General features: G+C 26.5%; 12 protein-coding genes. 10 read left to right on the top strand and 2 right to left on the bottom strand.

Annotation, left to right across the window (positions count from 1 at the left end; all coding sequences use genetic code 11):
- Positions 1 to 43 precede the first annotated feature (43 nt).
- The 5 genes from cysK (at position 44) to AB4W64_RS00325 (ending at position 4,704) form a co-directional block, all read left to right on the top strand.
- The gene (gene cysK / locus AB4W64_RS00345; protein WP_367678081.1) at positions 44 to 1,012 is read left to right on the top strand and encodes a cysteine synthase A; all 969 of its coding nucleotides are present in this window, start codon (positions 44 to 46) and stop codon (positions 1,010 to 1,012) included.
- Positions 1,013 to 1,132: 120 nt separating this feature from the next.
- Entirely contained in the window at positions 1,133 to 1,390 is a 258-nt protein-coding gene (locus AB4W64_RS00340; protein ID WP_367678080.1) for an HPr family phosphocarrier protein, read from the top strand.
- Between the two features lie 151 nt (positions 1,391 to 1,541).
- Positions 1,542 to 3,257: a phosphoenolpyruvate-protein phosphotransferase PtsI gene (ptsI, locus tag AB4W64_RS00335; protein WP_367678079.1), complete on the top strand. Its 1,716-nt coding sequence runs from the start codon at positions 1,542 to 1,544 to the stop codon at positions 3,255 to 3,257.
- A gap of 49 nt (positions 3,258 to 3,306) precedes the next feature.
- A complete protein-coding gene (gene crr, locus AB4W64_RS00330; RefSeq protein WP_367678078.1) occupies positions 3,307 to 3,810 on the top strand; it encodes a PTS glucose transporter subunit IIA in 504 nt (167 codons plus the stop codon).
- A 78-nt stretch (positions 3,811 to 3,888) separates the two neighbouring features.
- On the top strand, positions 3,889 to 4,704 hold the full coding sequence (locus AB4W64_RS00325) for an undecaprenyl-diphosphate phosphatase (protein ID WP_367678077.1): 816 nt from the start codon (positions 3,889 to 3,891) through the stop codon (positions 4,702 to 4,704).
- A 20-nt stretch (positions 4,705 to 4,724) separates the two neighbouring features.
- Here AB4W64_RS00325 and AB4W64_RS00320 read toward each other — a convergent pair whose 3' ends face one another.
- A complete protein-coding gene (locus tag AB4W64_RS00320) occupies positions 4,725 to 5,951 on the bottom strand; it encodes a tRNA CCA-pyrophosphorylase (protein WP_367678076.1) in 1,227 nt (408 codons plus the stop codon).
- Between the two features lie 218 nt (positions 5,952 to 6,169).
- On the opposite strand from AB4W64_RS00320, the gene rfaE1 reads away from it, so the two are divergent.
- Together rfaE1 and ribB are read left to right on the top strand one after the other, a co-directional pair.
- A complete protein-coding gene (gene rfaE1 / locus AB4W64_RS00315) occupies positions 6,170 to 7,117 on the top strand; it encodes a D-glycero-beta-D-manno-heptose-7-phosphate kinase (protein ID WP_367678075.1) in 948 nt (315 codons plus the stop codon).
- A gap of 236 nt (positions 7,118 to 7,353) precedes the next feature.
- Complete coding sequence (ribB, locus tag AB4W64_RS00310; RefSeq protein WP_367678074.1) at positions 7,354 to 7,992, top strand: 3,4-dihydroxy-2-butanone-4-phosphate synthase; 639 nt, start codon at positions 7,354 to 7,356, stop codon at positions 7,990 to 7,992.
- Positions 7,993 to 8,037: 45 nt separating this feature from the next.
- Here ribB and tsaD read toward each other — a convergent pair whose 3' ends face one another.
- Positions 8,038 to 9,042, bottom strand: coding sequence for a tRNA (adenosine(37)-N6)-threonylcarbamoyltransferase complex transferase subunit TsaD (gene tsaD / locus AB4W64_RS00305; RefSeq protein ID WP_367678073.1), 1,005 nt, complete (start codon positions 9,040 to 9,042; stop codon positions 8,038 to 8,040).
- 179 nt (positions 9,043 to 9,221) lie between these two features.
- On the opposite strand from tsaD, the gene rpsU reads away from it, so the two are divergent.
- The 3 genes from rpsU (at position 9,222) to rpoD (ending at position 13,253) form a co-directional block, all read left to right on the top strand.
- Positions 9,222 to 9,437: a 30S ribosomal protein S21 gene (gene rpsU / locus AB4W64_RS00300; RefSeq protein ID WP_009874014.1), complete on the top strand. Its 216-nt coding sequence runs from the start codon at positions 9,222 to 9,224 to the stop codon at positions 9,435 to 9,437.
- Positions 9,438 to 9,513: 76 nt separating this feature from the next.
- Positions 9,514 to 11,247: a DNA primase gene (dnaG, locus tag AB4W64_RS00295; protein ID WP_367678072.1), complete on the top strand. Its 1,734-nt coding sequence runs from the start codon at positions 9,514 to 9,516 to the stop codon at positions 11,245 to 11,247.
- Between the two features lie 167 nt (positions 11,248 to 11,414).
- Positions 11,415 to 13,253: an RNA polymerase sigma factor RpoD gene (gene rpoD / locus AB4W64_RS00290; RefSeq protein WP_367678071.1), complete on the top strand. Its 1,839-nt coding sequence runs from the start codon at positions 11,415 to 11,417 to the stop codon at positions 13,251 to 13,253.
- The last annotated feature ends 11 nt before the right edge of the window (positions 13,254 to 13,264 follow it).

Below are 13,264 nucleotides of genomic sequence, written 5' to 3'. Positions count from 1 at the left end.
ATTTTAATAAAAAATGAAATTTTTGAAACATGAAGGAAAAAACATGAGTAAAATATATGAAGATAATTCTTTAACTATTGGAAACACACCCTTAGTCCGTTTAAAAAATATAGGACATGGAAATATTGTAGTAAAAATAGAATCTAGGAATCCTAGTTTTAGTGTAAAGTGCAGAATTGGTGCTAATATGATATGGAACGCAGAAAAAAATGGCAATTTAACCAAAAATATAGAACTAATTGAAGCAACTAGTGGTAATACTGGAATAGCATTAGCTTATGTTGCTGCAGCTCGAAACTATCGCTTAACTCTTACAATGCCAGATACAATGTCTATTGAGAGAAAAAAACTACTAAAATCTTTAGGTGCAAACTTAGTATTAACAGACGGTAAGTTAGGAATGCAAGGTGCAATATCTAAAGCTGATCAAATTGTATCGTATAATTCTAAAAAATATCTTTTATTAAAACAATTTGAAAATCCAGCAAATCCTGAAATTCATGAAAAAACTACTGGTCCTGAAATCTGGAAAGACACTGATGGTAACTTAGATGTTTTAATTTCTGCTGTAGGAACAGGAGGCACTATTACAGGTATTACGAGATATATAAAACAAAAAAAGAGAAAAAAAAATTTTATTAGTATTGCAGTAGAGCCTTCTGAATCACCTGTAATTACACAATTTTTGTCTGGACAAAAAATAAAACCTGGACCTCATAAAATTCAAGGTATTGGAGCTGGATTCATACCTAAAAATCTAGACTTAACATTAATTGATCGAGTTATTACTGTGTCAAGTGAAGAATCAATATTCATAGCTCAAAAATTAATGGAAAAAGAAGGAATATTAGCAGGTATTTCTTCGGGTGCAGCTTTATCTGCTGCGTTAAAAATTCAAAAAGAAAAAAAATTTTTAAATAAAACAATAATTGTTATATTACCTTCTTCAGGAGAACGTTATTTAAGTACAGAATTATTTTCTACATTATCTGATAATAAAGAACATTTTTAAAAAATACAACTTCTGCAATAAAAAACTTTATCATCTAGCCTTTTTTATTGCAGAAGTTGTATTTTAATTATTTAAAAAAAATTAAAAAAATATTTTAATAAAAATACTTAAGGAAAAAAAATGTTTCAAAATAAAATCACAATAACTGCTCCTCATGGATTACATACACGTCCTGCAGCTCAATTTGTAAAAGAAGCAAAAAAATTTATTTCTGATGTTTATATTATATTCAATGGTAAAACAGTTAACGCAAAAAGTTTGTTTAAAATTCAAACACTAGGATTAGTTCGAGGAAGTATTATCACATTATCTGCTGAAGGAGAAGATGAAAAAACAGCAATTAAACATTTATCTAAAATAATGACAGAATTAGAATAAGTCATTAAAAAAATAATTTATAATTTTTTTATGCGAATCTCGGAGGTTATATAAAAAAATAACTTCCGGATTATTTTACCAAAAAATATATTCGCCTGACCTGCCATTTTTTCCCTCTCTGATATAGATAAACTTTATTAAAGGTAATGTTATGATTTCAGGCATTTTAGCATCACCGGGTATAGCTTTTGGCCACGCTCTTTTATTAAAAGAAGAAGAAATTGTTATTAACCGGAAAACAATTAATATTGAAAATATTCAAAAAGAAATAGAAATTTTTTTTGAAGGTAGAAAAAAATCAATAGAACAACTAATACAAATTAAAATTAAAACAAGAGAAAAGTTTGGAGAAAAAAAAGAAAGCATCTTTGAAGGTCATATCATGCTTCTTGAAGATGAAGAATTAGAACAAGAAATAATTTCTTTGATAAAAAGAAAACAAATATGTGCTGCAGCAGCTACTGAATTTGTTATTGAAGCACAAGCAAAAGCTTTAGAAGAACTGAAAGATGAATATTTAAAAAATCGAGCTATTGATGTAAGAGACATTGGAAAACGTTTATTAAAAAATATACTTCATCTAAATATTATTGATTTAAATAATATAACAAAGAAAGTTATTTTAATAGCCAAAGATTTAACACCTTCAGAAACAGCACAGATAAATCTAAAATACATTTTAGGATTTATTACTGATTTAGGTGGCAGAACGTCACATACTTCAATTATGGCAAGATCATTAGAAATTCCTGCTATCGTAGGAACTGGAAATATAACAAATATAGTAAAAAATAATGATTATATTATTTTAAATTGCGTTCATAATCAAATTTTTATAAATCCTTCGAATCAATTAATTAATCAAACACAAGAAGTAAAAAAAAATTATCTTTTAAAAAAAAATAAATTGATAAATTTAAAAAATTTACGTGCTACTACTACTGACGGACATAACATTAAGATTGGTTCTAATATTGGAAATATACAAGAAATTGATTCTGCCAAAAAAAATGGAGCTGAATGTATCGGCCTCTATCGTACAGAATTTTTATTTATGGAAAGAAATTCTTTACCAACTGAAAATGAACAATTTAAAGCATATAAAAAAATTGCAGAATTAATGGAAAATAAGTCTGTGATTATACGGACAATGGATATTGGTGGTGATAAAGATCTTCCTTATATGAACCTGCCAAAAGAAGACAATCCTTTCCTTGGATGGCGTGCAATACGCATTTCTATGGACAGAAAAGAAATGTTACAAACACAATTAAAAGCTATTCTCAGAGCTTCTGCTTTTGGTAAAATACACATTCTTTTTCCTATGATTATTTCTGTAGAAGAAATCAGAATATTAAAATTAGAAATTAAAAAAATTCAAAATCAACTTTATGATAATAACGTATTATTTGATGAAAATATTAAAATCGGCATTATGATAGAAACACCAGCGTCAGCTATAATATCTAATCATTTAATAAAAGAAGTAGATTTTTTTAGTATTGGCACTAATGATTTAACACAATATACTTTAGCTGTTGATAGAGGAAATGATTTAATTGCGCATCTTTACAATCCTATGAATCCATCTGTTTTAAAATTAATTAAAAAAGTTATTCATGTTTCACACTTACATGGAAAATGGACAGGTATGTGCGGAGAATTAGCAGGAGATGAACGCGCTACCGTTTTATTATTAGGAATGGGACTTGATGAATTTAGTATGAGTTCAATAAGTATTCCCAAAATAAAAGAAATTATTCGTAAAACATCTTTTTCTGACGCCCAAAAATTAGCCCAAAAAGCACTGACATTACCAACTACTAAAGAAATACTTGATTTAGTAGAAAACTTTATGAATTATTAAGAGGTGAAAATATACTAAAAAGTATAATAAGAGCATTTAGGAGACAAAAATGAATTTCTTTTCTAATTTGTTTAAAAATAAAAATCCTAGTTTTTCTAAAAAAATAGAAGTTTTCGCGCCTTTATCGGGCGATATAGTCAATATTGAAGATGTACCAGATCTTGTCTTTTCTAAAAAAATTGTAGGTGATGGAATAGCAATTAAACCATCAGGAAATAAAATAGTTGCACCAGTTAATGGGACTATTGGAAAAGTATTTGAAACTCTACACGCTTTTTCGATTATTTCAGAAGATAATGTTGAATTATTTGTTCACTTTGGTATTGATACTGTAAAATTAAAAGGAGCAGGTTTTACAAAAATAGCTGAAAATAACCAAAAAGTAAAAATAGGAGATGAAATTATTACATTTGATTTAGATTTTTTAACAGAAAAATCTTATTCTGTTTTAACTCCTGTTGTAATCTCTAATATAGAGAATTTTAAAAAAATAGAAAAATCATCAGGTACTATTATTAGTGGAAAATCAATTATTATTTCTTTATATAATTAATTTTCAATAGAAAAACGGTGCTATTCTTTAGTGCCGTTTTAACCCATTTAATGTTAAACTTAAAAATAGAAGAAAAAAATGATTGATATATATACTATCATTCCTTCAATTATTATTGGATTAATCGAAGGTGTAACAGAATTTCTTCCTATTTCTTCTACAGGGCATATGATTATTGCTTCTCACTGGTTGGGAATAGAAAAAAATAATGCAAACATATTAGAAATATTTATTCAATTAGGTTCTTCATCAGCAATATTATATTTTTTTCGTAAAAAAATAATTGAAATGTTAAAAATTAAAATTGTTATTAAAAATAACAAAACAAACGTTTTACATATTTTTGTTTCTATTCTACCTACAATATTTTTAGGAGTTGTATTCTATCAGGAAATTAAGCTTCTCTTTAATTGTAACAATGTTATATATGCATTAATATTAGGTGGGTTTTTTTTAATAATTTCAGAAATATTTAAACCTAAAAAATATCAAACGTTATATTTTAATAAAATTAATTTATTTCAATCTATTATTATAGGTTTATTTCAAATTTTATGTTTATGTCCTGGTTTTTCAAGATCTGGTGCTACTATAGGTGCAGGAATACTATTAGGGATTAAGCGTTCTGTTGCAATAAATTTTTCTTTTATAATATCAATTCCATTATTAATGGGAGCTTCTTTTTTTGAATTAATAAACAATTTTAACGATATAAAACAATCAGATTATCCAACATTTTTTATTGGATTTATTATTTCTTTTATAGTTTCTATATTATGTATCAAAAAATTATTGAAAATAATTAATAAAACATCACTAATATTTTTTGCTATCTATCGTTTTATTATAGTTGGATTAATTTACTTCATTAAGTATTTTTATCATATCGTTTAAATATATTTACTTGTTCTATACTAATTGTAATATTTAACATATTTTAAACGCCATAATTCGAGCTTTTTAATTCTTAAGCGCATTAATTCATTTTTAATAGCATACCCTTTAAAACCTTTATTTAAAATTGATTGAATAGAAACGTTTTGCGCAATCAAAAAATATTTTTTTAAAAAACAACTGGAATGAGAAGGAAAAAAATTATATTTAAACAAATTTAAAAAATTAAATTTACTTAACAATGATAATTTTTTTATGCGATCGGGTTTTCTCCAGGCATCAATTTTATAAAACATATTAACAATATTTTTAGATGATTGATAGTTAATAGTATTCAAAAAAATGAAAAAACCAGTATTTAAAACAGCTATATCTCTAATATAAGATGGAACATGAAAACGCTTACACATATTTTTAACAACAGAAGCAGCATCAGCATCATAAAAAATAGATGAAGAATTTTTAAACATTTGATTCATAGATAAAAACTGGCATAAATAAGCAAAACGTATATCAATTTTTTTTTCAAATAATGATATTTTCGCTAATCCCATTAATATAATTTTTTTGTTAAACATATTATGTTTTAAAAAAAAATTATTTTCATAAAAAAAGTGCGTATCCGGAAAAAAACATTGAAGCGCTTTACAAGCATGTAAAACTTGAAAATATACATGAGGATTAGAAGTTTTAAAAGCTTTTTCAGTTTCATTCCATATTCTATTCGCAGTTAAATATAATAATTCTTTTTTTTTCACTATAACAGACATTAAATTCATAGTTTCTTTTGCTATTCGAAAACCCAAATGCATTAAAGAAGCAGCAAATCTTGCAGTACGTAAAACACGTAATGGATCTTCTATAAAAGATTCAGAAACATGCCTGATCAAACGAGATTCAATATCTTTTTTTCCTTCAAAAGGATCAATATAATTACCGTATTGATCTTGAGCAATAGCATTAATTGTTAAATCTCGTCTTATTAAATCATCTTCTAAAGTTACATTAACATTGCTATCAATCTGAAATCCAGTGTATCCCTTTCCAGATTTTCTTTCTTTTCTTGCTAAAGCATATTCTTCATGTGTTTCTGGATGTAAAAAAACTGGAAAATCTTTTCCTACTTGTTGAAAATTTCTTTCTAATAACATTTTTTCTGTCCCGCCGACTACAACCCAATCCTTATCTTTAATAGGTAAGTTTAGTAAAGCATCACGAACTGCTCCTCCTACTAAATATATTTTCATAATATTCTTCTCATTTTAAAAACATCTTATTTTTAGGATAAAAAATAAATTTTTTAAAAAAACTATTTGTTAATTTAAAAAAAATTAAATCTTGTAATTATGTTATATATAAGATATATACAAAACATATTATTCATCTTTAAAAATATATAATTATTTTTTATTTATAAAACATTTAAAATTATTAAAATATTTTTATATTTAAAAGAAATACCATTATGAAAAAAAATAATATTAATTTTAAAAATTCATTTGTACTTGTTGTCGGTGATCTTATATTAGATTGTTATTGGTATAGTAAAAATTATTCTAAATTATCCGAAAAATCAACCCCAATTATTAAAATTAATAAAGTCAAAAAACAACCTGGAGGCGCTGCAAATGTAGCAAAAAATATTGCAGAAATAGGTGGTAATGCAAAAATAATTGGTGTTGTTGGACTAGATAATGAAGGTGTAACATTAAAAAAAATTTTAAATCATATTAGAATTTATTGTGATCTTATTTTTATAAAAAAAAATAAAACTATTACAAAAATTCGAATTTTTTCAGAAGATAAACAATTCATTCGAGTAGATTTTCAAGAAAAATATATTGATAAAAAAATTGATTTATTATATAAAAAAATTATTCATTCATTATCATATTTTAAAATTTTAGTCTTATCAGACTATGCAAAAGGTACTTTAGTTCATATTAAAAAAATCATTCATTTAGCAAAAAAAATGTCTATTCCTATACTTATTGATCCTAAAGGAATGGATTTTACAAAATATTCTGGAGCTACTTTATTAACACCTAACCTTTCTGAATTTGAAAAAATAGTTGGAAAATGCTATAAAGAAAAAGAAATTTTACAAAAAGGAATAAAATTGTTATCTAAATTAAATTTATCTGCATTATTAGTCACTCGCTCCAATAATGGCATGACTTTATTCCAATACAAAAAAAAACCCATTCATTTTCCTGCTATATCAAAAATAGCACGTGATGTTACTGGAGCGGGAGATACAGTTATTGCTATAATCGCAGCATCTTTGTCTATAGGACATTCTTTAGAAGAATCTTGTTTTCAAGCCAATGTGGGGGCCAGTATAGTTGTAAAAAAAATTGGAACTGAAACTTTAACAATTGATGAATTAAATTCTGCATTAAATTTTCAATAAAAAAATAAGACATAATTATTTTTAAAATTTCCTAAAAATACTTAAAAAGTATTTTATTTAAAAACATTTTTAAGTAAAACTATAAGTTTCTACATTGCTCTGATTTTTTTCAATATATAATGTAGTAATTATCATTTTTGTTAAAAAAGTGTTTAAAAAATATTAACTATAAAAAAACTATTTATTTTAAAAATTTTATTTTTACAATAATCGATCTTATTAAAAAGGTTTTTAAAATGAAGCAATCGCTCTTATATGAATTTGGCACACCTCTTGAACGAATTAAAAAAGCAATATGTGCTTTACAAGCTGGACAAGGAATTATTATATTAGACAATGAAATGCGTGAAAACGAAGGAGATCTCGTTTTTTCATGTGAAAATATGACAGTAGAGCAAATGGCTTTAACTATTCGATATGGAAGCGGTATTGTATGTCTCTGTATTACAGAATCTAGACGAAAAAAACTTGATTTACCTATGATGGTTAAAAAAAACACTAGCAAATATCGTACAGGATTTACAGTAACAATAGAAGCCTCTAAAGGTGTTTCTACTGGCGTATCAGCTCAAGACAGACTCACCACTATAAAAACAGCAATCGCTGATCATGCTAAACCTAGTGATTTAAATCGGCCAGGACATGTTTTTCCTTTGTGTGCTAATAAAGGTGGAATTTTAGCTAGAGCAGGACATACAGAAGCTGCTATTGAAATTGTTTCATTAGCGGGATTTAAACCAGCAGGAGTAATATGTGAATTGACTAATAAAGATGGGACTATGGCTCGTACACCTGAAATAATAACCTTTTCAAAAAAAAATCAAATGCCAGTATTAACTATACAAGATTTAATTTTATATATTAAAAATATATAATATATTAATTTTTAATATATAAATATGATAGTATCATATAGAGAATTACAAATCGCTAATAGACCATTTTGGCTTAACTAAAATTTCTAATTGAGGATTCTTTGCTTCTTTATGACGTAAAGAACCAACATATGCAATCATAGCACCATTATCTGTACAAAATTCTAAACTACTATAAAAAACTTGTCCATTAAAATATTTTTTAATCATTTTTTCTGATTCTGTACGTAAAAGATGATTTGCACTAACACCTCCTGCTATAACTAAATTTTTCCATTTTTTTAATTTTAATGCTTTTTTAGTTTTAATTAATAATATGTCAATTACTGCATCTTCAAAAGCTCTTGCAATATTCGCTTTTTCTTGTACGCTCTTACTAGATTTATTAATAACTTGAGCAGCAAAAGTTTTTAAACCTGAAAAACTAAAATTTAATCCCGAATGATTTATCATAGGTCGAGGAAAATAAAAATAGTCTTTTATTCCTTTACATGCTAATTTAGATAGTTCAAGACCACCTGGATATGACAACCCTAATAATTTTGCAGTCTTGTCAAATGCCTCTCCTGCTGCATCATCTAAACAATTTCCAAGCAGCTCATATTTTCCTAATGCATGTACAGCAATAATTTGAGTATGCTTTCCTGATACTAATAATGCAATAAATGGAAACTCGATTGATTGAAATTCTAGCATAGGTGATAATAAATGAGCTTCCATATGATTAACGGGTATAACTGGAATATCTAAAGAAAAACCTAAAGAACATGCAAACGTAGCACCTACTAGTAAAGAGCCGACTAAACCAGGTCCGGCAGTATATGCAATTATATCAATATTATGAATAATATTTTTTTCTTCAAGTATTTTTTTTAACAAAATAGTTATTGATTGCATATGTTTGCGAGACGATAATTCAGGAATAACACCTCCATGTATATTATATAGCTTTTTTTGATTATATATCTGATTGATTAACAAACCTTCTTCACTGTCATATACAGCAACTCCTGTATCATCACAAGAAGTTTCAATACCTAATACTTTCATGATTTATTTATAACCTATATGTTTAATTTTTTAACAAAAAATTTATTTCAAAATTATATTAAATATAAAAAAATGATACTTTACAATATTGTACTGATTGATATAGGATCTATTATCCTAAAAAGATATTTTTATTTTTTATTTAATTTATTAAAATAAATTGTTGAGGTAAAATTTATATGCCTATAATAAAAGTTCGTGAAAATGAACCATTTGATGTAGCCCTTCGTCGTTTTAAGCGCTCTTGTGAAAAAGCTGGAATTCTCGCTGAAATTCGTCGTAGAGAATTTTATGAAAAACCGACTACAGAACGTAAACGAGCAAAAGCATCTGCAGTAAAGCGTCTTGCAAAAAAACTCACACGAGAAAATGCAAGACGTATTCGCATGTACTAAATCTGTATTTAAAAAACGAAACTATTAAAACCGTTCTTATTTAAGAACGGACATAAAATCTATAATATAAAAGTATATGTCTGGAAAAATACCTAAATATTTTATTACCGAACTAGTTTTTCGAACCAATATTGTAGAACTAATTAACACACGAATTCACTTAAAAAAATACGGTAAAAATTATCAAGCTAACTGTCCTTTCCATCACGATAAAACCCCATCTTTTACTGTAAGTGATGAAAAACAATTTTACTATTGCTTTGGATGTAACGCTCATGGAAATGCTATTGATTTTTTAATGAAATATGAACATTTAAGTTTTATAGAAAGCATTGAAGAACTTTCGTTCATACATGGTATAAAAATACCATTTGAAAATAAAACACACGACAATCATTACGTTAAAAAACAAAACTTATATTTATTTATGGAGCAGATTTGCAAATTATATCAAAAAAATATCAATATTACTCATTCAGCTTATAATTATTTAGCTGAAAGAGGTATTAATAAAAAAATGATTGATTTTTTTTTAATTGGGTTTTCTAGTCTAAATTGGAAAAATTTTTGTACAAAACTAAACATTAGTAAAAAACTAGAAGAAAAATTAGCCTATTATAATATAATTTATATTAATAAAAGTGGATATAAATATGATCGATTTCAAGGACGAATCATATTCCCTATACAAGATCAACATGGTAGAATTATCGCTTTTGGTGGCCGTTCAATCAATAATACTTTTCCAAAGTATATTAATTCACCTGAAACAGATATTTTTCATAAAGGAAAACACATTTATGGATTATATCAAATAAAAAAAACATGCAAACAACCAAAATATTTATTAGTAGTAGAAGGGTATATTGATGTTGTAACGTTAACACAATATAATATTAATTATGTTGTTTCTTCGTTAGGAACTTCAACAACAAGCGAACATATTAAGCTTCTATTTCAAAATACTGATATAGTTATCTACTGCTATGATGGTGATGATGCAGGGAAAAATGCAGCTTGGCGGACTTTAAAAAAAGCTTTGCCATATATATCGGATAAAAAAACATTAAAATTTATATTATTACCAAAAAATGAAGATCCTGACACAATTATTAGAAAAGAAGGTAGAAAATCTTTTCAAGAACGTATTAATAATGCAATTACTATGCCTAAATTTTTTTTTAAATGTTTATTAAAAAATATTAATCTATCCTCATCTGACGATAAGTTTCATTTAAGTACACGTGCATTACCATTAATAAATAGCATTTCTAGTGATACAATACGAATTTATTTACGTCAACTATTAGGGAGGATGATAGGAATTTTAGATGATCATCAATTTGAAAAGTTTCTTTATGAGCATGAAACTAAAAAAAAATGTAGATTACAGTTTCAAATTCAAAGAACTCCCATGAGAATTCTTATAGCATTGCTAATACAAAATCCTATTTTGTCTAAAGTAGCACCTTCAATAAATAAATTTAAAAATTTAAAAGTAAAAGGTTTACCTATTTTTTTAGAAATATTAAAAACGTGTCTTGATAATCCTAATATCAAAACAGGTCAATTATTAGAGTTTTATAGAGATACTAAAATTATTAATATTTTAAAAATTTTATCTAGATGGGATCATATGATTGTTCAAGAAGAAATTCAAAATATGTTTTTAGACTTATTAATGAATATATATGATAAAATTCTTGAAGAAAGACAAGAACATCTCATTGCACAAGAAAGAATAAGAGGATTAACTACAATTGAAAAAAAAGAAATTTGGTCTATTAATAAAGCATTATCAAAAAAATAAGAGACAATAATATTTAAAAATAGACGATCTTTAAATCTATTCAAAATAGAATGATAAAAGAATATTTTTTGATATATTTTAAAATGTAAAATAACTTTATTATTATTCATTATTGACAAAATAGTCAATCAATTTTCATAAAATTAACAGAATTTGGATGCCATCTTATGGATCAAAACCCAAAATCGCAACTTAAGCTACTTGTTACACATGGTAAGGAGCAAGGGTATTTAACATACGCTGAAGTTAATGATCATTTACCAGAAGAAATTATTGATTCTGAACAAATCGATGATATCATTCAAATGATTAATGATATGGGCATTCCAGTCGTTGAAGAAGCACCTGATGCCGATGATCTAATCTTAAACGAAATAAATACAGATACAGATGAAGATGCAGTCGAGGCAGCAACACAAGTTTTATCTAGTGTAGAATCAGAGTTAGGACGAACTACCGATCCCGTTCGTATGTATATGAGAGAAATGGGAACAGTAGAATTATTAACAAGAGAAGGAGAAATTGATATAGCCAAACGTATTGAAGAAGGTATAAATCAAGTCCAATGTTCAGTCTCAGAATATCCAGAAGCAATTACTTACCTTTTAGAACAATATGACCGAATTAAAACTGGACAGATAAGATTATCTGATATAATCACTGGTTTCGTAGATCCTAACGCAGAAGAAATTTTTTCTCCGGCCTCTATTCATATAGGTGCAGAAATTTTAGATGACGAACATACTTCTGAAGAAGATGAAGAAAATAATCAAGAAGAAAATGAAGATGATAATAGTATCGATCCAGAATTAGCTAATGAAAAATTCTCTGAATTACGTATTCAGTATAATAATACAAACAATATAATTAAAAACAAAAATAGAGAACATAAAGATGCATTATTAGAAATTTATAATCTTTCAGAAGTTTTTAAACAATTTCGCTTAGTACCAAAACAATTCGATCATTTAGTTAATAATATGCGATATATGATGGAAAGAGTTCGAATACAAGAAAGAATTATTATGAAATTATGTGTTGAAACATGCAAAATGCCTAAAAAAAAATTTATTAAAATTTTTTCAGAAAAAAAAATCAATCACAACTGGTTTATAAAAGAACAAAATGCAAATCAACCATGGTCTGAAAATTTAAAAAAAGTAAAAGAAGCTGTTTTTATTAGTATGAAAAAATTACTTGAAATCGAAAAAGAAACTGGTTTAACAATTGCACAAGTCAAAGATATAAATAAAAGAATGTCTATTGGAGAAGCAAAAGCTAGACGCGCGAAAAAAGAAATGGTAGAAGCTAATTTACGTTTAGTTATTTCTATTGCAAAAAAATATACAAATAGAGGCTTGCAATTTTTAGATTTAATTCAAGAAGGAAATATTGGTCTAATGAAAGCTGTTGACAAATTTGAATATCGTCGTGGTTATAAATTTTCAACTTATGCAACTTGGTGGATTCGACAAGCTATTACTCGCTCTATTGCCGATCAAGCTCGTACTATCCGCATTCCAGTTCATATGATTGAAACAATTAACAAACTAAATCGTATCTCTAGACAAATGTTACAAGAAATAGGTCGAGAACCTACTCCAGAAGAACTCTCTGAAAAAATGCTTATTCCTGAAGACAAAATTAGAAAAGTGTTAAAAATTGCTAAAGAGCCAATATCAATGGAAACACCTATCGGAGATGATGATGATTCACATTTAGGCGATTTTATTGAAGATACAACTCTAGAACTTCCACTAGATTCAGCTACATCTGAAAGTCTGCGATCAGCAACTCATGACGTTTTATCAGGACTAACAGCACGTGAAGCAAAAGTACTTCGCATGCGTTTTGGCATCGACATGAATACTGATCATACTTTAGAAGAAGTGGGAAAACAATTTGATGTTACTCGAGAAAGAATCCGTCAAATAGAAGCAAAAGCACTGCGAAAACTACGTCATCCAAGTAGATCTGAAGTATTGCGTAGTTTTTTAGATGATTAAATTTATTCAAT

The organism is Buchnera aphidicola (Brachycaudus tragopogonis), assembly GCF_964059175.1.
In the GTDB taxonomy this organism is placed as follows: domain Bacteria; phylum Pseudomonadota; class Gammaproteobacteria; order Enterobacterales; family Enterobacteriaceae; genus Buchnera; species Buchnera aphidicola_BM.
The sequence above is the reverse complement of the archived record's forward strand: the minus strand, read 5'-3'. Positions and strand labels throughout refer to the sequence as shown.